Source organism: Scytonema hankhaensis NUACC26, from assembly GCF_045865695.1.
Taxonomy (GTDB): domain Bacteria; phylum Cyanobacteriota; class Cyanobacteriia; order Cyanobacteriales; family Nostocaceae; genus Scytonema.
The window spans coordinates 1-21,738 of sequence record NZ_BAACAP010000213.1; the positions used below are offsets into that span (position 1 = coordinate 1).

At 43.9% G+C, this 21,738-nt stretch carries 12 protein-coding genes and 1 pseudogene; 5 read left to right on the forward strand and 8 right to left on the reverse strand.

Translation table 11 applies throughout. The features are described from left to right. Positions 1-170: pseudogene (locus ACKTT2_RS27445) on the reverse strand (photosystem II q(b) protein); the annotation flags it as partial. Positions 171-367: 197 nt separating this feature from the next. Continuing rightward, positions 368-1,411 carry a hypothetical protein gene (locus tag ACKTT2_RS27450; RefSeq protein ID WP_407892560.1) on the reverse strand — a complete coding sequence of 348 codons (1,044 nt, stop codon included), beginning with the start codon at positions 1,409-1,411 and terminating at the stop codon, positions 368-370. Between the two features lie 271 nt (positions 1,412-1,682). Between ACKTT2_RS27450 and ACKTT2_RS27455 the strand changes: the two genes are divergently transcribed. Continuing rightward, positions 1,683-2,306 (forward strand): helix-turn-helix transcriptional regulator, encoded by a 624-nt coding sequence (locus ACKTT2_RS27455; protein WP_407892562.1) that lies wholly within the window; start codon positions 1,683-1,685, stop codon positions 2,304-2,306. Between the two features lie 33 nt (positions 2,307-2,339). Then, positions 2,340-3,317, forward strand: coding sequence for a 7,8-didemethyl-8-hydroxy-5-deazariboflavin synthase subunit CofG (gene cofG / locus ACKTT2_RS27460; RefSeq protein ID WP_407892564.1), 978 nt, complete (start codon positions 2,340-2,342; stop codon positions 3,315-3,317). A 75-nt stretch (positions 3,318-3,392) separates the two neighbouring features. On the opposite strand, the gene ACKTT2_RS27465 is transcribed toward cofG, so the two are convergent. The 6 genes from ACKTT2_RS27465 to ACKTT2_RS27490 all read right to left on the reverse strand — a co-directional run bounded on the left by ACKTT2_RS27465 (position 3,393) and on the right by ACKTT2_RS27490 (position 16,523). Then, the gene (locus ACKTT2_RS27465; RefSeq protein WP_407892566.1) at positions 3,393-7,505 is read right to left on the reverse strand and encodes a DNA-directed RNA polymerase subunit beta''; all 4,113 of its coding nucleotides are present in this window, start codon (positions 7,503-7,505) and stop codon (positions 3,393-3,395) included. An 89-nt stretch (positions 7,506-7,594) separates the two neighbouring features. Then, the gene (locus ACKTT2_RS27470) at positions 7,595-9,472 is read right to left on the reverse strand and encodes a DNA-directed RNA polymerase subunit gamma (protein ID WP_407892568.1); all 1,878 of its coding nucleotides are present in this window, start codon (positions 9,470-9,472) and stop codon (positions 7,595-7,597) included. 132 nt (positions 9,473-9,604) lie between these two features. After that, positions 9,605-12,952: a DNA-directed RNA polymerase subunit beta gene (gene rpoB / locus ACKTT2_RS27475; RefSeq protein WP_407892571.1), complete on the reverse strand. Its 3,348-nt coding sequence runs from the start codon at positions 12,950-12,952 to the stop codon at positions 9,605-9,607. Between the two features lie 686 nt (positions 12,953-13,638). Further along, positions 13,639-14,424 carry a TatD family hydrolase gene (locus ACKTT2_RS27480; RefSeq protein WP_407892573.1) on the reverse strand — a complete coding sequence of 262 codons (786 nt, stop codon included), beginning with the start codon at positions 14,422-14,424 and terminating at the stop codon, positions 13,639-13,641. A gap of 126 nt (positions 14,425-14,550) precedes the next feature. Then, positions 14,551-14,859: a 30S ribosomal protein S20 gene (gene rpsT / locus ACKTT2_RS27485; RefSeq protein ID WP_407892575.1), complete on the reverse strand. Its 309-nt coding sequence runs from the start codon at positions 14,857-14,859 to the stop codon at positions 14,551-14,553. Between the two features lie 605 nt (positions 14,860-15,464). Next, entirely contained in the window at positions 15,465-16,523 is a 1,059-nt protein-coding gene (locus tag ACKTT2_RS27490) for a threonine aldolase family protein (RefSeq protein ID WP_407892577.1), read from the reverse strand. A gap of 215 nt (positions 16,524-16,738) precedes the next feature. Between ACKTT2_RS27490 and ACKTT2_RS27495 the strand changes: the two genes are divergently transcribed. The 3 genes from ACKTT2_RS27495 (at position 16,739) to ACKTT2_RS27505 (ending at position 21,469) form a co-directional block, all read left to right on the forward strand. After that, a complete protein-coding gene (locus ACKTT2_RS27495) occupies positions 16,739-17,284 on the forward strand; it encodes a GIY-YIG nuclease family protein (RefSeq protein ID WP_407892579.1) in 546 nt (181 codons plus the stop codon). 1,500 nt (positions 17,285-18,784) lie between these two features. Continuing rightward, entirely contained in the window at positions 18,785-18,979 is a 195-nt protein-coding gene (locus ACKTT2_RS27500; protein ID WP_407892581.1) for a hypothetical protein, read from the forward strand. Positions 18,980-19,066: 87 nt separating this feature from the next. Further along, positions 19,067-21,469, forward strand: coding sequence for a GH116 family glycosyl hydrolase (locus ACKTT2_RS27505; RefSeq protein WP_407892583.1), 2,403 nt, complete (start codon positions 19,067-19,069; stop codon positions 21,467-21,469). Positions 21,470-21,738 lie beyond the last annotated feature (269 nt).

The window sequence follows — 21,738 nt, forward strand, 5'->3', positions numbered from 1 at the left end:
GGAGGAGCAGCGATGAAGGCGATGATGAAGCAGATTGTTGCAGAAAGCAGTGTGGGGATCATCAACACGCCGAACCAACCGATGTAAAGGCGGTTTTCGGTTGAGGTAATCCAGTTACAGAACTGCCCCCATACGCTTGCGCTTTCGCGACGTTGTAAGGTTGCTGTCATGATTGATATAAGTGCTGTAAGTGTTTGGTATGTATGTTTCAGAAGTAGAGGTAGAAATCTCTACTTACTGATTACAATATTAAATATAATGTGTCGATTTGTAAAGTATTTTAGGATTTTTTTTAAAAGAGGCTGCAACAAAGATAGACAAAGGATTTTAGCCTTTTACCGCAGAAAGTGTAACTTAATTGAGGACATTAATCAAACTTTAGAGGTAATAGCGATCGCTCTATACTCAGAGCTAAAAATTTGTCAACAGGAGCATACATCCACCAACAAGAGGAAAATTGCGAACTGTAGCTATTTTTCTGGAATCCCAAAGCCGAACCGAGTTGTTCATCTCTAGGAAGGACTGCGATCGTATGCAAATCGCAAAGGTTGGGAAACTCCCTTTGCATCTGAACTATAGTTTTTTGTAAATCCTCTAAAAACAGGCAAATATGCTCTCGTTGCTTGTAGGGAGAATCAATGAGCCAGATTCTTATACATATAGATGTACAACTTGAGTCTCGTGAAAGAGCAATTTTAAAGGGGTCGGTGTCTTTGGAACTATCCAACAAGAAAAGACTGTTGCGAGGTAGGAGAAAGAAATTGTTCTCAGATTCCCTAGCAATTGGGTGCAAAGCGTAAAAGCCAACGGGATGTTGGTTATCGCGACGACGCAAAACTCGCATACCAGTAGGATACTGCTCAGCCCAAACTCGCAAGATTTGGACGATTCTATGAGGATCGACAGTTGTCTTTTTGTTAAGAAAGTTAAAGTCACGAGCCAAAAAACTAGCAACAGGAATGGTATCTGTTCGAGGATTATAACTATCTGTTACAAGTTGTGTAGATTTAACAGCGCGGACACCTTCTGACAGATGGGATAGTAATGACTTAACCCGAATGCAGGTACTATTGCCATCAAAATCTTTTTCAATCAATCCCAAAGATACAAGGCGATCGATCATCATACCTGCAGCACGTTCGCTTCCTCGCCCATTATTTTGTTGACCGTAGAAAATTTCATAAGCTTCGCGATGCGTACAGGAAACAAATCCATCTGGTATCTCTAATTGAGACAGAGGCGATTGTATACGCTTGCCAAGTTCTTGCTTTTGCTTAAGTAATAGATATGCCCACAATTTAACGAAATACTCTGCTCGTCGGCGAGTGACACCAACTCTTCCTTTAAGAAGAGAAATGTACTGGTGCTGTTGCTCAACTGGAAACCATTGGTCGATACTAGCTATATTCATAAGTCATTTGTCCCTGGTCACTGGTCACTGGTCGCTGGTCCCTGGTCACTGGTCAGGTGATTACTGGTCACTCACTGTGAAAAACTTCACCTTGCTTCAGTGCTTTTCAGGACGTTTCCAGCAAAAAACATTAGCTTCAGAGATATTGCTTAACCTACAGGTTACGGTATGGACACTACAGAACCAAAAAAATGACAATCAGTTTATACAACTGGTCGATCGCGACTAGGGTTTTGTTATTATGCGTGCTGTCTCATAGAGGAGATTTATCATGTGCTTTGCAGAAGAACACAAATATATCACTTCTCACCAAAAAGAAAAATTGAATAAACAAAATTATAATAGTAAGCAATTAAAACTTGAGTCACGGACTTACCTATTACAAGCCGTCATTGAAAGCTTTGTAGACGGTATTTTAATTCTGACCACTCAAGGAGAATTGCTTCAAGCGAATGAATGCGCCCGTCAAATTTGTAAACAGACAATGCGCGGTAGAAGATTTGTAGAGACTATACCAGAAGAGATTTGGCGTGTATGTGAATCTTTAATAGATAGTCGCGAACTTTTTCCAGAAGAACGGATTGTTATCGAATCTGAGATGGAAACCAATAAAGGTGTAAAACTACGGATTCGAGCGAGATGGTTGGCGATAGATGCGAGCGAACGAAATATGATGTTAGTTATTTTGGAAGATCGCAATCAAACTCATCAAAGTCTGGCGTTCTTTGATGCTAAAAAATACGGTCTGACTGACCGGGAAGCAGAGGTTTGGTTATTGCGTCAAGCCAATCTCTCCTATAGGGAGATTGCAGAGAGGCTTTATATTACCATCAACACAGTTAAAAAGCATCTAAAAAATATTTATGCCAAACAACAGGAGACTTTGTGTATGTAATAAAGGAAAATGAAGGGAAGAGGAGGATATTTTATGTCTACTTCCCGAAATATTACTTATAGTTCTGCTTATACAATTGTGCCAACATATGAGTGTTTTAATCGCTGTACGTATTGCAATTTTCGTACCAATCCAGGTGAAGGTTCCTGGATGACCATATCGGATGCAGAAAAACTTTTACAACAACTACAGAATCAAAATGTTTGTGAAATATTAATTTTGAGTGGGGAAGTGCATCCCCTTTCTTCACAACGTCAAGCTTGGTTTCAGAGAATTTACGATCTATGCCAATTGGCATTTTCTATGGGTTTTTTACCACATACGAATGCAGGACCAATGAGTTTTGAAGAAATGCAAAAGCTCAAGGAAGTTAATGTTTCTATGGGGTTAATGTTGGAGCAGTTAACCCCTATGTTATTAGAAACTGTTCACAAACACGCGCCAAGTAAATTACCGGAAGTCAGATTACAACAATTGCAGTGGGCGGGAGAATTAAAGATACCGTTTACAACCGGGCTGCTTTTAGGAATTGGCGAAACAGAAAAAGATTGGTGGGAAAGTTTAGAGGCTATATCGACTCTTCAACAAAGATATGGCAACATACAGGAAGTTATTTTGCAACCTCACAGCCCAGGAAGTCAACAAATTTTAAATGCTCCACCTTTTAATCCACGTCAATTTCCTGAAGTTATTTTTCAAGCACGTCAAATATTACCGGAAGATATTACGATTCAAATTCCACCAAATTTAGTTCGAGATTCACAATGGTTATTGGAATGTGTGGAAGCTGGTGCTAGGGATTTAGGTGGTATTGGACCAAAGGATGAAGTGAATCCTGATTATCCTCATATTCAGTATCAAAGATTGCAAGAAATATTAGAACTTGGTGGTTGGCATTTGGTTCCGCGTTTACCTATTTATCCACAGTTTGATGCTTGGTTATCGGTGGAGTTGCAAGCACCGGTGAAGAGATGGCGAGATGTGTTTAAAATACTAAAGAATCAAAATTAAAGGACGGGCAAGGATGCCCGTCCCACATTCTAGAAATAAATGTCACCTCAAAACAGAATTCTGAGAGCAATTTATCTAGTACAGATCTTCATCATCATCTTCGTCATCATCGCCGTAATCTTCGTCCTCGTCTATGAGGTCGTCTTCAGGATCGATCGCAGTGGCATTTGTCAGCAACAAATCGTCGTCATCCAAAATGTCTTTATCAGGAGTCCGTCTGAATCCATCTCCTCCTAAAGTAGATGGAGGTTCTAATTGATACGCACGGGCAGTGCGATCGTCAAGAACCATATCGAGCGGATCGTCAACTTCATCCAAGACACTGCTACTCATGTCGGTAGAGTAGTCTTCAATTGTACCTGGTTCCTCATAAGCATTGAAACCAGTACCAGCAGGAATCAGTCGTCCAATGATGACGTTTTCCTTCAAACCGCGCAGCCAGTCAGATTTACCTTCAATAGCTGCTTCAGTCAACACCCTTGTTGTTTCTTGGAAGGATGCGGCGGAGATGAAGCTATCGGTGTTCAAAGATGCTTTGGTGATCCCTAATAATACGGGAGTATACTCTGCTCTGGCACCGCCAGTGATTGCCATCGCTTCGTTGACCTGTTCGATTTGGCGCAATTCTACCAATTCTCCAGGAAGCATTGTCGTGTCACCGCCATCATCTACCCGTACTTTAGATGTCATCTGGCGGACAATCACTTCAATGTGTTTGTCAGCAATATCAATACCTTGGGATTGATAAACCGACTGCACCTCGTTCACCAAGAACGTCTGTACTTTCTGTAAAGCTAGGCTTGCACAAGCATAAGTTCCATCCTCAGAACCGAGATTAAAGAAAATTTCGAGAATTTCGTGAGGATTTGACGGACCATCAGTAATTGGTTGTCCTGCTTCGACTGTTTGTCCATCGGAAAGAATCAAGTTTTGTCCGGGACCAATGGGATAATCACTCACCACACCATTGGACTCAATGATTTTAACAGCGATCGCTTCATCGCCATCACCGTAAACCACCTTAAGTTCTCCAGAACGGCGTGCTAAAACACACGCTTCTTTTGGTTTACGAGCTTCCAAAAGTTCCTCAATCCTTGGCAAACCTTGGATGATGTCTCCAGTTTTCGCCCGTTCAAACACCAACAGTACCAAGTTATCACCGCGCTGTACCAATCCACCGTCATCCACCTGTAACACTGCACCAGCACTGACTCGGTAAGGACGACCAGCACGTATAGTCACAGTGTATGGCGATTCGGAATTGGGGACTAGGGATTGGGAGGTTGCACCGGTACCTTGTCCCTTATCGCTCCCCGGTCCCTTCACCTGAATAACTTGTCCCGACTCTTCAGCAAAGATACCAGGAGCAACTTCTGTACCCTCGACGATTAAGTCACCGGGTTTTACCTTGGGAACTCCAGTGATGTTATTGATTTTCACCAAATCGCTGTGACGCAGAATCAAACAACGACGAACTGTTTCCGTTCCTTTTTGTACGCCCCGCACCATACCACCTTCTTTACACAAGATTTGGGTACGTGCCACAACAGCCCCAGGCACAATGGTTTGTCCATCTTCTACCTCAAGCGATGTTTGAGTACTACCTTGAGTCGCATCAGCCGTAATATCGCGACGGATGACTAAGGATTCCAGAATCACCAATTGCAAGCGCTGAATGTCTGGGTCTTCGGGATCGTTTAGTAATTCAATGTCAGCTGCCAACGGAGAGGCATTGTGGTCAAGTTCTCCCTCAGTCTCGATTTCTAACACGAGTTGAGTCCGAAGCAATTCTACACCCTCAACAGTCTTGACACGTTCGGAGTCTTTGTAAGGCAAACGTTGTACCGCCCGCAACTGAATCGAACGACCAGTTTGCTGACTCACTGATGTTGTCGCTGGCACATCGGGGTTATCTGGTACGGGGAACTCAACCACCGGACGGCATAACAGGGCTGGACCTTCTGGTGATTCTACGTACTCAATGTAGCGCAGCTCTTCCTTCACTTGTCCTAGCAATTCCTCACCAGGTTGAACAAACGTACCGTCTTTGCCCATCACTGCTTCTGGGTCGTCTACCATGAGGAATTCCCCTGGTTTGATGACAACTTCTCTGAGAATGTCATTTTTCTGGGTCACTTCGATGACACCGCTGTTTTGGCAGAAGATGTCTTTCACAACTTCAGTACCAGCTTCTACAAACTGACCGTCTTCTACCATCAACAAGGAGATATCTTTGTTCACCTCGTGGGTTTCTTCAGGAATCCACAGCAAAGTACCACCCTGTACGACTTCGTAACCTTGCTTCGCCTTGCCTTTTTTCTGAACTTCTACACCCGCGTACTTCAGCAATCCACCAGTCTTAGTATGATAGCGATCGTCAATTAACTCCGCTACAACTTGACCGTTTTGAACTTTTGTGCCTGGGGTAGCTCGCAAGTGAAATTCTTGGTTATTACCAGTCTTCACCAAATAGTTGTTGCGACCTTGGCTGGTTTGAGCGGTGACTGTTGCGTTATCTAACACCACAGAAGCAGTGATAATCTCAATTTCCCGCGTTCCTTTACCAGGAGTTGCTTCGGGTAAGCGCACTACACCACCATGCAATGTGGTTAACTTAGTTTCTCCCAAAACTCCATTGCTTTCTATCGTGTCGCCATTATTGATAACCAACTCGGCACCAGGAGGTAAGTTATAAACTTCCCCGGACAGAATCCAAACCAGACCACCTCTTGCGGCTGTTGTGGTGGTATTCCCTTGACGGTCGGTTTTTTGTTCTGGAATCACATCAGCAAACTTCACTTCCCCAGCTAAGTCAGAAGCTACATCTTTTACCGCTTTTTCTGTGTTCCCACGAGTTGTACGTCCACCCAGTGCAACTTCCGCTATCAATTGACCTTTCTTAACTTTCTGCCCATCAAGAACGTATAAGGTTGAACCTTGGGTGACGGGAATGTCAATGAGGGATTGGGGATTGGCGGTTGGGGATTGGGACGAAATTTGCCCAGTCGCTACTTCTAAAGAAATGTTACCATTCATTTCTACATACTGAGCGTCTTCTCCGTGGCGGGTACGGTAGGGTCTCAGACGTAATTTCTTGGCATAGCGAACGGTGCCATCACTATCAGCACGGACTTGTTTTGCTACTTCACCTGAGAAGACACCACCTGTGTGGAATGTACGCATTGTCAGCTGTGTACCCGGTTCCCCGATACTTTGCGCTGCAATAATACCTACAGCTTCACCCAAATCTACCCATTCACCGTGAGCCAAACTCCAGCCATAGCAATGTTGGCACACAGATCTTGCTGCTTCACAAGTGAGTGGCGATCGCACCATAACTTCAGTGATGCCAGCTTTTTCTATTTTCTTAGCCAATTCATCAGAAACAGCAGTATTCCGCTCGGCAATAACTTCACTTGTAGTGGGATGCACCACATCCTCATTCAGAACCCGCCCAAACAAGCGAGTTGACAAGGAAATCAAAGTTTTACCACCTTCTTTCATCGCCACCATAGGAATCCCTCTCATGGTGCCGCAATCAATTTCCCGAATAATCACATCCTGAGACACATCTACCAAACGGCGGGTTAGATAACCAGAGTCTGCCGTCCGCAGTGCTGTATCCACCAAACCTTTTCTCGCACCGTAAGAAGAAATAATATACTCCGTTACGGTCAGTCCTTCACGGAAATTCGTTTTAATAGGCTGGTCAATAATTTCCCCTTGAGGATCTGCCATCAGTCCCCGCATTCCCACCAACTGGCGCACCTGGGAGATATTACCCCGCGCTCCAGAGAATGCCATCATGTATACAGAGTTAAGAGGGTCCGTTCTCTTAAAGTAAGAAACAACCTCATCTTTAAGAGCTTCACTCGTACCGTTCCAAGTATCAATAACTTTTTGGAATCGTTCTACTTCAGTAATTTCACCGCGTTGATAGCGTTCTTCAGTCGCTCGAATTTCAGCTTCTGCAGCTTCCAAAAGTGCTTTTTTAGAAGGTGGAACCATCAAATCGTCAACACTAATAGAAACCCCTGCTTTTGTCGCGTAGCGGAAACCCAAATCCTTTAATTTATCCGCCATCATTGCTGTCCGCGCCGTGCCGTAATGTATGAAAGCCCAAGCAATCAGGTTTCTCAGTTGACCCTTGTCAACGACGCGGTTCCGGAAAATCATTTTTTCTGTCATTTGTTATTAGGGAATAGGGAATAGGGACTGGGGACTAGGGACTGGGGACTAGGGTAATGGAAGTTATATGTTTCCCAATCCCCAATCCCCTAACTTGCTAATGCTTCTTGAATCGCCTTATTGTAAATAACGCGACCTGGAGTTGTACGAACATACTGAGAAATCATCTGACCTTGAGCATCTTCTCTAACTCGGCGGAACTTGTACAGCAATGTCCTGGTTCCATCTTCGTTAGTTTGTACCTCCTCCGGTTCTGTATCTGGTTCGCCACTCTCTACTTCGCCATCAAACCGCACATAAATATAAGCGTGCAGTTCCACTTGTTTCTGGTCATAAGCCATAATCACATCATCTAAAGAAGCGAAGTAACGCCCCGCGCCCTTTTTAGCATTGGGGTTTTCTGCAGTTAAATAATACGATCCCAACACCATATCTTGGCTGGGTGTGATAATTGGCTTACCAGTCGCTGGTGACAAAACGTTATTGGATGCCAACATCAGTAACCGCGCTTCTGCTTGAGATTCCAAAGATAACGGTACGTGTACCGCCATTTGGTCGCCGTCAAAGTCAGCGTTAAATGCCGGACACACAAGGGGATGTAATTGAATCGCCCGTCCTTCCACCAAAATTGGTTCAAAAGCTTGGATACCCAAACGGTGTAGTGTTGGTGCGCGGTTGAGTAAAACGGGATGTCCTTCAATCACCTCTTCCAAAACATCCCAAACACTGGGATCGGAACGAGAAATCAACTTTTTCGCCGCTTTGATGTTATTCACCATCCCGCTCTTAATCAGCCGATGAATCACAAACGGTTGGAATAACTCAATTGCCATTTCTCTGGGCAAACCGCACTGGTGAATGTGGAGTTTTGGTCCCACCACAATGACAGAACGTCCTGAGTAGTCAACCCGTTTACCCAACAAGTTTTGACGGAAACGACCTTGCTTACCTTCAATAATGTCAGATAAAGATTTCAGAGGTCTGTTATTTGCGCCAACAACAGTGCGTCCCCGACGACCGTTATCAATCAAAGCATCCACTGCTTCTTGCAGCATCCGCTTTTCGTTCCGAACAATAATTTCTGGAGCTAAAATTTCTTGCAAACGAGCCAAACGATTGTTACGGTTGATGACTCGGCGATAAAGGTCGTTTAAGTCACTCGTTGCAAATCGTCCGCCATCGAGTTGTACCATTGGGCGCAAGTCAGGTGGGATCACGGGGATCACCGTCATTACCATCCACTCTGGTTTAGAACCCGTCGCAATAAAGTTATCAATCACCCTCAAGCGCTTGATTAACTTTGCTCGCTTTTGTCCTTTAGCAGTCGTGATGTCTTCTCGTAAAGTTTCTGCTTCTTGCTCTAAGTTAATATCGGCTAGCAACCGTAAAAGTGCTTCCGCACCAATACCTACTTCCACCCCAGAGAGGGTAGAATCTTCAGCATAAATTTGGTCTTCTATTTCCAACCACTGGTCTTCGCTCAGGAGTTGCTTGTAACTTAAAGTTTCTGCATTCCCTTGATTGAGAACGACATAGGAGTTGAAATAAACAATTTGTTCTACATCCCGCAAAGGCATATCTAGCAGGATAGCGATATAACTCGGAATCCCTTTGAGATACCAAACGTGAGCCACTGGAGCAGCCAGCTTAATATAGCCCATGCGGTGGCGGCGAACGCGAGATTCGGTAACTTCAACACCACATCGTTCGCACACAATTCCACGATGACGGACTCTCTTATATTTTCCGCAGTGACATTCCCAATCTTTTGCCGGACCAAAAATTCGCTCGCAGAACAAGCCATCCATCTCAGGCTTGAGAGTCCGGTAATTGATTGTCTCTGGTTTGGTCACTTCACCTACGACTTGACCGTTTGGTAGGGTTCTTTCTCCCCAAGCTCGAATCCTGTCGGGGGAAGCCAACCCAATTTTGACATAATCAAATTGATTGTTTTGTGTTGCTCTCATTTGAATTATGAATTATGAATTATGAATTATGAATTGGGAGTTATGAAGTCTGAATGATGAATTATGAATTATGAATTGAAAGTTTTCTCATTCACAATTTTTTCATAATTCACAATTCATCATTCATCATTTTTACTCTTCGTCATCCATTGAATCGCGTGATAGAGATTCGTAGGTTGGGCGTGGGGGGGTACGGCGGTTTCCAGTGTCTGCCATGAGATCGACTTCTACATCCAAGGAACTACCATCATTTTGTGTTTCTACTTTATGAACCGCAATATCCAATCCCAGCGATTGCAGTTCTCGCATCAAGACTTTGAAGGATTCTGGCGTACCGGGTCGAGGAATTGCTTTACCTTTGACGATCGCATTGAGGGCTTCATTCCGCCCCTGCATATCATCTGACTTCACCGTCAGCAATTCTTGCAAGGTGTAAGCCGCACCAAATGCTTCCAATGCCCACACCTCCATTTCTCCAAATCGCTGACCGCCTTGCTGTGCTTTACCACCCAAGGGCTGCTGAGTTACCAAGGAGTAAGGACCAGTAGAACGAGCATGAATCTTGTCATCCACCAAATGAACCAGCTTCAGCATATAAGCCACGCCTACGGTGACTGGTCTGTCAAAAGGTTCCCCAGTCCGACCGTCATACACGGTAATTTTCCCCGCATTGTCTGGGTTATAGACCCAAGTTTTCCCTGTTTCGTCCCGTGCTTCTTGCAACTTGCCATGAACGATGCTGCGGGATGACTCCTCGCCGTACATTTCATCAAACGGAGTCAGCTTAAACCGGACACCCAAATTGTGTCCCGCCCAGCCCAACAAACATTCAAACACTTGTCCCACGTTCATCCGGCTAGGTACGCCCAGAGGGTTGAGAACGATATCAACAGGAGAACCATCTGGCAAGTAAGGCATATCTTCCAGAGGCAGAATTTTGGAAATAATCCCTTTATTCCCGTGACGCCCCGCCATCTTGTCGCCCACTTGGATTTTCCGCTTTTGAGCCACGTACACCCGGACAACCATATTCGCCCCTGGTGGTAACTCATCCCCTTGTTCGCGAGTAAACAAACGCACGTCCACAACACGCCCCTTTTCACCGTTAGGAACTCGCAAGGAATTGTCTCTCACATCCCGTGCTTTCTCACCGAAAATCGCCCGCAAGAGTTTTTCTTCCGGTGGCTGATCCGATTCCCCTTTTGGAGTCACTTTACCAACCAAAATATCTCCAGATTCCACCCAAGCCCCAACGCGAATGATCCCCTGTTCGTCCAACTGACGCAAAGCATCTTCCCCAACGTTCGGAATTTCTCTGGTGATTTCTTCTGGTCCGAGCTTCGTCTGGCGTGCCTCAATCTCATACTTTTCAATGTGAATTGAGGTATAAATATCATCCTGAACCAGTCGCTCGGAAATCAAAATCGCGTCCTCGTAGTTGTATCCCTCCCAAGGCATATACGCAACTACAATATTTTGTCCCAGAGCCAATTCACCGCCTTCGGTGGAAGAACCATCCGCCAACACCTGACCTGCTACCACTCGTTCCCCCATGTAAACCAAAGGTTTTTGGTTGAGACAAGTATCCTGGTTAGAACGTTGGTACTTAGAAATTGTGTACTCAATTTCCACTGGTTTGTTAGGGTTGCTATTTGGACTTCTACCGATGGCTGCCAATTGCGAGGGATCGCTCACTCTCACCCGAATTTTATTCGCATCAACATAAACCACCTCGCCATCAGTCCGAGACACGATCACCATACCAGAGTCCCTTGCACCTTGAGCTTCCAAACCCGTTCCCACCAAAGGACGTTCTGGTTTCAGCAAAGGCACCGCTTGGCGTTGCATGTTCGATCCCATGAGGGCGCGGTTCGCGTCATCGTGTTCTAGGAAAGGAATCATGCTAGTCGCCACCGACACAATCTGTACCGGAGAAACTGCTACATAGTCTACCTGTTCTGGCGTAGTCGAAGAAAATTCTTGACGATAGCGCACCGTTACGGTGGGGCCAAGAATGCTACCTTCTTCGTCGAGAGGTAGGTCACCCGCTGCTACCCTGAGATCGTCTTCCTCATCCGCTGTCATATACACAGCGGGCATATCAAACCGTACCTTGCCATTTTCCACGGGACGGAAAGGAGTTTCTAAGAAACCGTACAAGTTCACGCGAGCATGAGTTGCCAAAGAACCAATCAAACCAGCGTTAGGACCTTCAGGAGTTTCCACCGGACAAATCCGCCCGTAGTGACTTGGGTGAATGTCTCGTACCGCAAAGCCCGCACGTTCGCGAGTCAAACCGCCAGGACCCAAGGCTGACAAACGCCGCTTGTGGGTCAATTCCGCTAGAGGGTTGGTTTGATCCATGAACTGAGACAATTGCGAGGAGCCGAAGAATTCTTTAATCGCCGCTACCAAGGGTTTGGGGTTTACCAAAGAAGCCGGGGTCAACGATTCCGCATCCGATACGGTCATTCTTTCCCGAATAATCCTCTCCAAGCGGTTTAAACCCACCCGCACTTGGTTTTGCAGCAATTCGCCCACGCTTCTCACCCGACGGTTACCCAAGTGGTCGATATCATCAGTAGTCCCGATATCAAACTCCAGGTTAATTAGGTAATCAACAGCCGCCAAAATATCTTGTGGCGTCAGAACACGTATTGGTTCTGGCACTTGCAGACCCAATTTCTTGTTGAGTTTGTAGCGTCCCACTCTACCGAGGTCATAGCGTTTGGCATCAAAGAAGCGCGAATCTAATAACTGTTGTCCTCCCAACACTGTGGGTGGTTCCCCCGGTCGGAGTTTGCGATACAATTCCATTAAGGCTTCTTCTTCTGAGAATTGCCCTTCTTTTTCAATGGTTTTTTGGAAGTACTCTGGGTGACGCAAAGCATCAAAAATTTCGTTATCTGATAATCCCAAAGCTTTGAGAAGTACCTGTGCTGACAATTTGCGGGTTTTATCGATTCTTACCCACACCAAGTCATTACGGTCTGTTTCAAATTTCAGCCACGCTCCCCTGTTAGGGATTAAGCTAGCTGAGTAAGTACGGCGACCGTTTTTATCAATTTCTGATTTGTAGTAAACCCCAGGGCTTCGCACTATCTGGTTTACAATAACTCGTTCGGCACCGTTGATAATGAAGGTACCTCGGTCTGTCATCAAAGGCAAATCTCCAATGAATACCTCTTGCTCTTTGATTTCCCCTGTTTCCTTATTAATCAAACGGGTAGGTACGTACATTTGTACCGCGTAAGTGCTATCTCGCCGTTTTGCTTCTTCAACGCTATACTTTGGCTCTTTGAGCTTGTAGTTATGACCTAAAAAGTGCAGCTCTAGTTTGCCTGTATAATCTGTGATCGGACTAAAAGAGTTGAGTTCTTCTATCAACCCTTCTTCCAGAAACCAGCGAAAACTCGATCGCTGAATTTCTATCAAGTCGGGTAGCATAAAGGCTGGTTCCATCAGTGATTCGTTAGTCATGCCTCTACCTTTGTCAACTTAAATTTTTACTTCAACTACGTGTGTGGGAACTTCTCCTCATACCACCTACAACTTTTGTAGATGCGGGCAAACAAAATATGTCATTTGTTCTTTGTCACTAGTCATTGGTCATTTGTCATTGGTTCTTATCTTTTTACAAAGGACAAAGGACAAAGGACTAATGACTATTTTTTTTAGGTGTTTGGTTTTTCTCATTTCCCCCTCCAACAAGCACGTTATTTCACTAAAGCTAAGTTTTTACGCTCGTGGTCTTTCCGCAACAAAATATCTTTAACAACAGTGAGACAATTGCATTTAGTGCTCAGTAAATAAGAATCTACTGAGCCTGGTTGCTATGGGTATAGCTTTGTTTTGGCGGGTTTCAAGCCCTTGGCAATTTTCATTTAACAATAGGTATTTCTATAGTCGCTTATTCAGACAAAAGATAGGTTATCCTTATCAGAAAGGGGTTTTCATTGAATCGGAGCATCCGCTTGTAGAGATATTAAGGATGGTAAGTGCGAACAGCGAAGCAACGAGCGCGTAATTGTATTTGGTTTGTTGCTTCTTTAACCATTATGACGTACACAAAGTGATTTTGGAGGAATTAATACTAACACATTTTTTTCCCTCCGCAACTTTTTGTGTTTTCATTTTTCTGTCGTTATTTCAAGCTAAGGTAACCTTTATAGCGTTAAGCCAAACAATTCACAGGCATTGCGGGTAGTTAGGGAGGCGATATCCGAGAGTGTTTCCCCTCTTAATTTGGCGACGTGCTCTGCTACATAATGGACGTAAGCTGGCTCATTTCGCCTCTCGCCCCGTTTGGGAACGGGAGCAAGGAAGGGACAATCTGTTTCCACTAGCAGGCGATCGCTCCTCACCATTGTGGCAGATTCCTGTATCTGTTTCGCGTTTTTGAACGTCACCGTTCCACTAAAGCTTATGTAGAAACCCAAATCGAGAAACCATTGTGTTTCTTCTGGGTTTCCACCCCAACAGTGCATCACCCCTCGAACACTATCTCCTTTAATGTTTTTCCATTTTTGCAACACCTCTTTGAGTTCGGATGCTGCATCCCGACAATGGATAATTACTGGCAATTTGAGTTCGCTAGCAATTTCCAACTGAGTCTCGAAAGCTACCAGTTGTTGCTCGTAGTTAGTTGCCTTGTAAAAATCCAATCCCGTTTCCCCGAGCGCTACCACTTTGGAATCAGAACGAGCTAGCGATAAAATCTCAAGAGCCGTTTTTTCATTCCATTGGTCTGCATCTAAAGGATGCAGTCCCACTGCATAACTAACTTCGGGAAAGCGGTGAGCTATTGCTTGAATTTCAGAGAACTCTGATGGCTCTACACAAGAATGTATCAAATGTACTACACCAGCTGCTTGCCATCGTTCGCGCACTGCTTCTAAATCGGACTGAAAAACATCAAAGTTAATGTGAACGTGGGTGTCAATCAGCTGCATTGTTTGTCCTTTCTCATTTGTGAGCCAGCGCTGTAGAAGGGTTTCCCTCCGGAGGCGACTGGCGAACCCTGAAATGGTCCTTTGTAATAACTAATGACCAATGACTAATGACCTTTTGACCAATGACTATTGTGCTGCAGCAACTGCGGGTTGTGAATGAGCTTTCAGCCTTTGCGCTAGTTTAGATTTTTTTCTAGCTCCATTGTTAGGATGGAGAACACCACGCTTTACAGCTTTATCTATTTTGCTGTAGGCTTCCGACATATGCTTGATAACTTCTTCTTTTTGTTCTGTACTCGGATTAGCTGCATAGGTTTCAACAGCAGCAAAATATTTCTTCATCAGCGTCTTCACTGCTGATTTATAAGATTTATTACGCAGTCGGTTACGTTCTGCGATTTTGGCACGCTTGAGAGCAGACTTTGTATTCGCCACAGTCAGTTCCAGAAAGAATATCTAAATATTTACACACACTACTAGGCTTACTAATATAGCATCTCCACTACCAATATTGAGAACTAAACGAAAAATTTTTTAAAAAAACTTTTCATTCAGACTCCTCGACTCTTGTAGAGTCTCAATCTCGTCCATTTTTGGAGGAGTTGTAGCTCTACTAAAAATCCTCATCGGAGAGCTAAATTTTGTAAGCCATAAACATTATGGCAAAGTAGTTGAGCCAGAGCAAAATACTGACTCTGACTTTGGCAAACACTAAAAAGTAAATGAGCAGTAACACTCCGCAGTTTAGCGGACATCTATATATTATATCAACTATAGTGCTTTAGTATTACTAAATATCGGTCGGAAAACCGTAGGCTTGATTAAGTTTAGATGAGTCTATCGAGTGGGACTTGTCGTGGAAGATGCTTGTTACAAAGTACGGCAAATCTGGCTTACCTGGAGTTATATTTCACCAAAGCAGTGTGCAGCTTTCTGGTTTATGAGGGAACATATAGATTCTTGCAAAGTTTCATGAGGCTCTGCCTCAAGCAATCTATTCCCAGGCTCTGCCTGGGAACAAGGTTTTCGGGCTGACATTATTATCCTACAGTTAAAGATAAATCCTGAGAACAGTACTTCCGAACCGCATCAACCAGTGCTGCAATATCTTTTTCTTCTGTATTAAAAGCAGTGACCAGCCGTACTGTTGTAGAATCTTCGTCATACCAACGGTAGAATTGAAAGCCATCTGCTAAAAGATTGATAATGACTTGTTCTGGCATTTGAACAAATATCTCGTTGATTTCTACAGGATGGCATAAGGTAATTCGCGGCAGTTGTGTTAACTTTTCAGCTAAATTCTTTGCCATCTGATTGGCATGGGTTGCATTCTTCAACCACAATTTATTTTTTACGTAAGCTTCTAACTGCACAGATAAAAACTGCATTTTAGAAAATAGATGTCCGCTACGCTTGCGACGATAACTGAAGGTATGGGCTAACTTGCGGTTGAAAAAGACAACAGCCTCTGCTGCCAATGCTCCATTTTTGGTTGCACCGAAGGATAACACATCAACTCCAGCACGCCAGGTGATGTCTGCGGGAGTACATTCCAAGGTCGCAACGGCATTAGCAAAACGCGCACCGTCCATATGTAGTGGCAGTTCATGAGAGTGTGCCACTTTAGCGATTTGAGCAACTTCTTGAATACTGTACGTTGTACCGGCTTCAGTGGCTTGAGACAAGCTGACAGCAGCTGGTTGAACGTGATGTACTATACCAATACCAGCACGAGCGATCGCATCTGCTAAATCTTTGGTATTTATCTTGCCATGCTCTCCTTGCAGGGTTATCAGTTTTGCTCCGCCTGTAAAAAATTCAGGAGCACCGCACTCATCACAATTAATATGAGATTCATGGTGGCAGTATATTGCTCCATAAGGAGTTGACATAACTGATAGAGCAAGTGCATTAGCAGCCGTACCTGTGGCTACAGGAAATACTAATACCTCTGTCTCAAATAGTTCAGAAAATAGATTATTTAGGTATAGACTGCGATCGTCGTTACCATAAGGCATAGCAACTCCATAATTGCATTCCACAAGCGCTGCCATAATCTCTGGGGATGCCCCGACAACATTATCACTACAAAAGTTCATTGGTTACACAATGCAAACATATATTCCAAATGGTAGCGAAAATAGGCAGTAAAGAGTGGGGGTAGGACAAATGACGATCTTGACTAGTAGGTAGGGCAATGCCCACCGTTTGACATTGGTGGGCTGTCTTCCCTACCTACTGCTGCCTTATTTTTCAGGAGGTTGACGGGTTATCAGATAATAGTTTTAGCAATTAAGCTTGTGTAAATTGACTTATGATAGATGAAACAAACATTCCTTCTTTAAAAAGTTTGGAATATATTCCTTACATAGACGATCGCGGTCAACTACCCGAACAGTTGCAGGGTAAAATCGGGGTGTATGCAATTTACGACCGAGAACAGGTGCTGCAATTTGTGGGATATTCCCGTGATGTTTATCTTAGTTTGAGGCAGCATTTGGTCAGGCAACCCCATCACTGCTATTGGGTGAAAGCCCAAACCATCGAACGTCCGAGCCGAACTCTGCTGGAAAATATCGAAAAGGCTTGGATTGCGGAAAATGGCTGTACTCCCTTGGGTAATACAGATAACAAAGAGGCATGGACTTCTCCAATTGATGTTAGAACCGTCATGACGCCTGAAGAAAAAACTCATTATGAAAGTCCTGTAAATGATGAGTTGACGCAAACTAAAATTATCAAAAATGTGGCACGGCGAGTCGAGGCTGAAATTTCAGCCCTTCTAGAAGCACGTGGTTTGCAAGCACAAATTCGTTTTAATCCGAAATTAAAAGAAGATGGTTTGCTGGATTTAAAATAAGTTTGTTTTAAATTTAAAAGTGTGGGGTTTCTCCCCCCATACCCTATCTAAAACTCTTTATTTTTATTATTAAATGGGTTGAAATTACATATGAAAGTGTGGGGTTTGTCCCCTCACTCCCTATTGATATCTTGCGACCCTTTCTCTTATTCTATAAGCCTTCTATCTATTACGGGGTGTGGGGTTACTCCCCTTTATTTTATTTAGAACTAAATATTTTATTTAGTAAATTTATTTTGGCATTTTGGCAACCAGACTAATTTTTAGGTTAGTATTGTGAGTGTTAATACGTTCTTGCACCAACAAACGCATCACATAAGGCTAGAAGCTCCTCTTTTTGGTTTGCGATTCGGTTTTAATACACTCCAGTGCCAACCGCTACGCTTTGTGATGTTTGCCCCAGGTCATGAACCTGGGGCTTTTCTTTCCACATCTATAATTTTGTGGAAATCAACTAGCAACAATGACAACTTTTTGTTATAAATGTTCCTTCTTTCCTGTTCTCGTTTTTAACGAATGTAAATGTAAGTGAGAAATTTAAATACTCGGGTAGCATCGTATGAATATGAGTGATGAACGCGGCAGTGGCAGGCTCTACTGCAAAACTTTGGAATCAGCAACACAAGATTTCACAAATAAGATTGAAGCTGTAATATGTGCGTCTGAGGCTGTTCAACAGTTTGTCAATGCTAGATTTACTGGCTTTATTAATCAATTGACTTGTTTGATATCATCGACAGATATTTTGCAAATGTGGGTTGAGACCCCTCTGCCTTTCGCAAACATCTCGGTTTAGAATGATGTTAATAAGTTAGCTGGAGCGACTGAGTTTGCAGATTGCCATATATTTCATGTTTGCATATCGTCAACCAATACTTAAAGTCTTGGTTACTCAAACCTTTAGTTTGATGGGTAGTGACTCGTCACCACCTTGGAATAGGGTTTTACAATAACTAAATGACTTACATATACTGTAAGCAAAATAACAAAAAGGTAGTAACCGAAAGGTCACGCCTGTATGTTAGTATCTGCCTTTTTTCAGTTTTTAATAAGGGCGAATTGCATCTCACCGCGAACTAACGTTCTGCAACTCGAACTAGTTATTCCAATTAGGGACTTCCAAATAAAAAAATACAACTTTCTCTTGTGGTGCGTCCCGCCCGCTACCAGTATAGAACGGGCGTCCTCGCCCGTTCCACAAGATGGATATGTAGAGATCCGAAATGCTTCGTCTTACTGCAAGCAGAGTATGCGTATAGATGCGTTAACACTAAATCTCTCCAATTTTGGATTTTAGATTTTGGATTGAGAAAACCTCACGCGGCATCTCACCTAACGACTCTATCGCATTTTTCAAACTACACATCTACGGGCAAAAGCCCTAGGCGTGGAAAAGATGTAAGGGCGCGGCGGCATTCTTCGCCCCTACCAGGACTTTCGGGTAATACCCAATCCTCAATGCCCTATTTTCTTTTAATGCAATCAAATGGAGGTTTAAAAGTGTTAAATAGACAAACTAAAGGTTACCGCACAGCCCTAGCACCTTGGGTCGTTGTCCGTTTGCTTTCACCCACACAACAAACTGTTGTCGGTCGATTCCGCAGCCGTAGTGATGCCGACGGTCATTTGGCAGTTTTGCGTCGGCTTATGCCAGATGCTGAATTACAAGTGATTTTTGACATGGAACGAGATTAATTTTGGTCAATTGTCATTGGTCACTGGTCAAGCGCTCGCTAAAACTTTTGTTTCACTCGTGTGTACCAAACGCCGTATAATTGACCAATGAGTAACACGCCTTTCTCCGTCATCCCTTCTTGCGTTTGGAGCCGTCCCATTGGTTTAGGCTGGGATAATCCATACACAGTCCGCTACGCTAGTAACATAGACGATGGACCGTGGCATGGTATGCCTCTTGGTGGCTTTGGTGCGGGGTGCATTGGTCGCTCTTCACGAGGAGACTTCAATCTGTGGCACATTGATGGTGGCGAACACGTATTTAAAAATATTCCCGCTTGTCAATTTAGCTTGTTCGAGTCAGATGGTTCTTCCTCAAAAGCTTATGCTTTGTGTACGCAAGCACCAGAAGATGGTAGCCTCTCTACTTGGCAGTGGTATCCAGCAAGTGGAGAAGGGAAGACGGGAAACTATCACGCTTTATATCCCCAGAGTTGGTTTGTTTATGAAGGGGTGTTTCAAGCACAGCTAAAGTGCAAACAGTTTTCCCCAATTTGGGCTAATAACTACAAGGAAACTAGTTATCCGGTAGCCGTATTCGTCTGGACTGCACAAAATAATACAAACGCACCTATTACGCTGAGCATAATGTTGACTTGGCAAAATATGGTGGGTTGGTTTACTAATGGTTTAAAATCTCCAGAAGTCAGGGTGCGAGATGATGGCAGTCCAGTTTACGAGTATCGATCGCGTTTGAATGAAAGCCAAGGTAACTTTAATCAGCTTGTAGAAAAAGGCGAGTCTATTGGTTGTTTGATGAGTCGGGCGAACAGTAGTGAATCCTTACAAGAAGGTGATGGACAGTGGTGTATTGCCACTCAAAAACATCCGAAAGTTGAAGCATATTACAACACTCGATGGAATCCCATAGGGACGGGTGAGGAAATATGGCAAAGCTTCGCCCAAAATGGTTCCTTGCCTAACTCTACAGATGAAACTCCAGCAACTGAGGGCGAACAACTTGGAGTCGCACTTGCTCTGAAGTTCACTCTTCAACCAGGGGAAATTTTAACACTTCCTTTCGTCCTCGCTTGGGATTTTCCTGTAACTGAATTTGCCGAAGGAATTACATATTACCGTAGATATACAGACTTTTTTGGGACTCATGGCAATAATGCTTGGGCGATCGCATCAGCAGCCTTGGTAGAATATGAAACTTGGCAAGCACAAATTCACGCATGGCAAACCCCGATTGTTGAGCGTCAAGATTTGCCCGATTGGTTTAAAATGGCTCTTTTCAATGAGCTTTACGACCTGACAAGTGGAGGAACTCTCTGGAGTGCAGCCTCAAAAAGCGACCCCATCGGACAGTTTGCCGTACTCGAATGTTTGGACTATCGCTGGTATGAAAGTTTAGATGTCCGGCTTTACGGTTCTTTTGCCCTAGTGATGCTATTTCCAGAACTAGAAAAGGCAGTGATGCGGGCTTTTGCACGAGCAATTCCCAAGAGTGACAGTACGCCCCGTGTTATTGGATACTATTACACCATTGGTGCAGAAAGTCCAATGGCAGTCCGTAAAGTTCAAGGTGCAACACCTCACGATTTAGGCGCACCAAACGAACACGTTTGGGAAAAGACCAATTACACGAGTTATCAAGATTGCAACTTGTGGAAGGATTTAGGTAGCGATTTTGTTTTACAGGTATATCGAGACTTTCTCCTGACAGGTGCTAACGATCTAGAATTCTTAGCAGATTGTTGGAATGCGATCGTTCAAACCTTAGACTATCTCAAGACTTTTGATAAAGATGGAGATGGCATTCCTGAGAATTCTGGCGCACCCGACCAAACTTTTGATGATTGGCGTTTGCAAGGAGTGAGTGCTTACTGTGGTGGATTGTGGTTGGCTGCACTAGAAGCTGCAATCGCAATTTGTAACATTTTAGCCGATACTCAAGACAATGCGGTGGCTCAAAAATCAATCTATGAAGCGTGGTTAGCACAATCTCGCCCTGTGTACCAAGAAAAACTTTGGAACGGGCAATATTATCGGCTAGATAGTCAGAGTAGTTCTGATGTCGTCATGGCAGACCAACTTTGCGGACAATTTTATGCTCGCTTGTTGGGATTACCAAATATCGTACCACCCGATTGTGCCGCCTCTGCCCTAAAAACTGTTTACGAAGCTTGCTTCCTCAAGTTTCATAACGGTCAATTTGGGGCTGCTAATGGTCTTCGTCCTGATGGTTCGCCAGAGAATCCCAAAGCTACTCATCCCTTAGAAGTTTGGACGGGAATCAATTTTGGACTAGCCGCATTTCTCGTACAAATGGATATGAGGGATGAAGCATTTCAGTTAACACAAGCTGTCGTTAGCCAAATTTACAATAATGGGCTACAATTCCGAACTCCCGAAGCTATAACGGCTGTGGGAACGTTCCGCGCTTGCGTTTACTTGCGGGCTATGGCGATTTGGGCAGTGTATTTAACAGTGACCAGTGACCAGTGACCAGCGATCGGTGACTAATTTCAACTAATCCCCAACCTCTAGCCAATCATATTCCTTTGTCGTATAATATTTTTTTCACCTGTTACATATTTTTCCGGACTTCTACTATTAACCTCTGAAAAAAGTTTTCGTAGAGAGTCATGTAATAGTTTTAATGAATCCCTAGTTTTCAGGACTTAGGGATAGGATATCCCTTTTTGCGGTCAAATTAATTGTATCTTTAAATACAATTTAGATCTAGTAAAACAAATTGATGCTAATACATTATT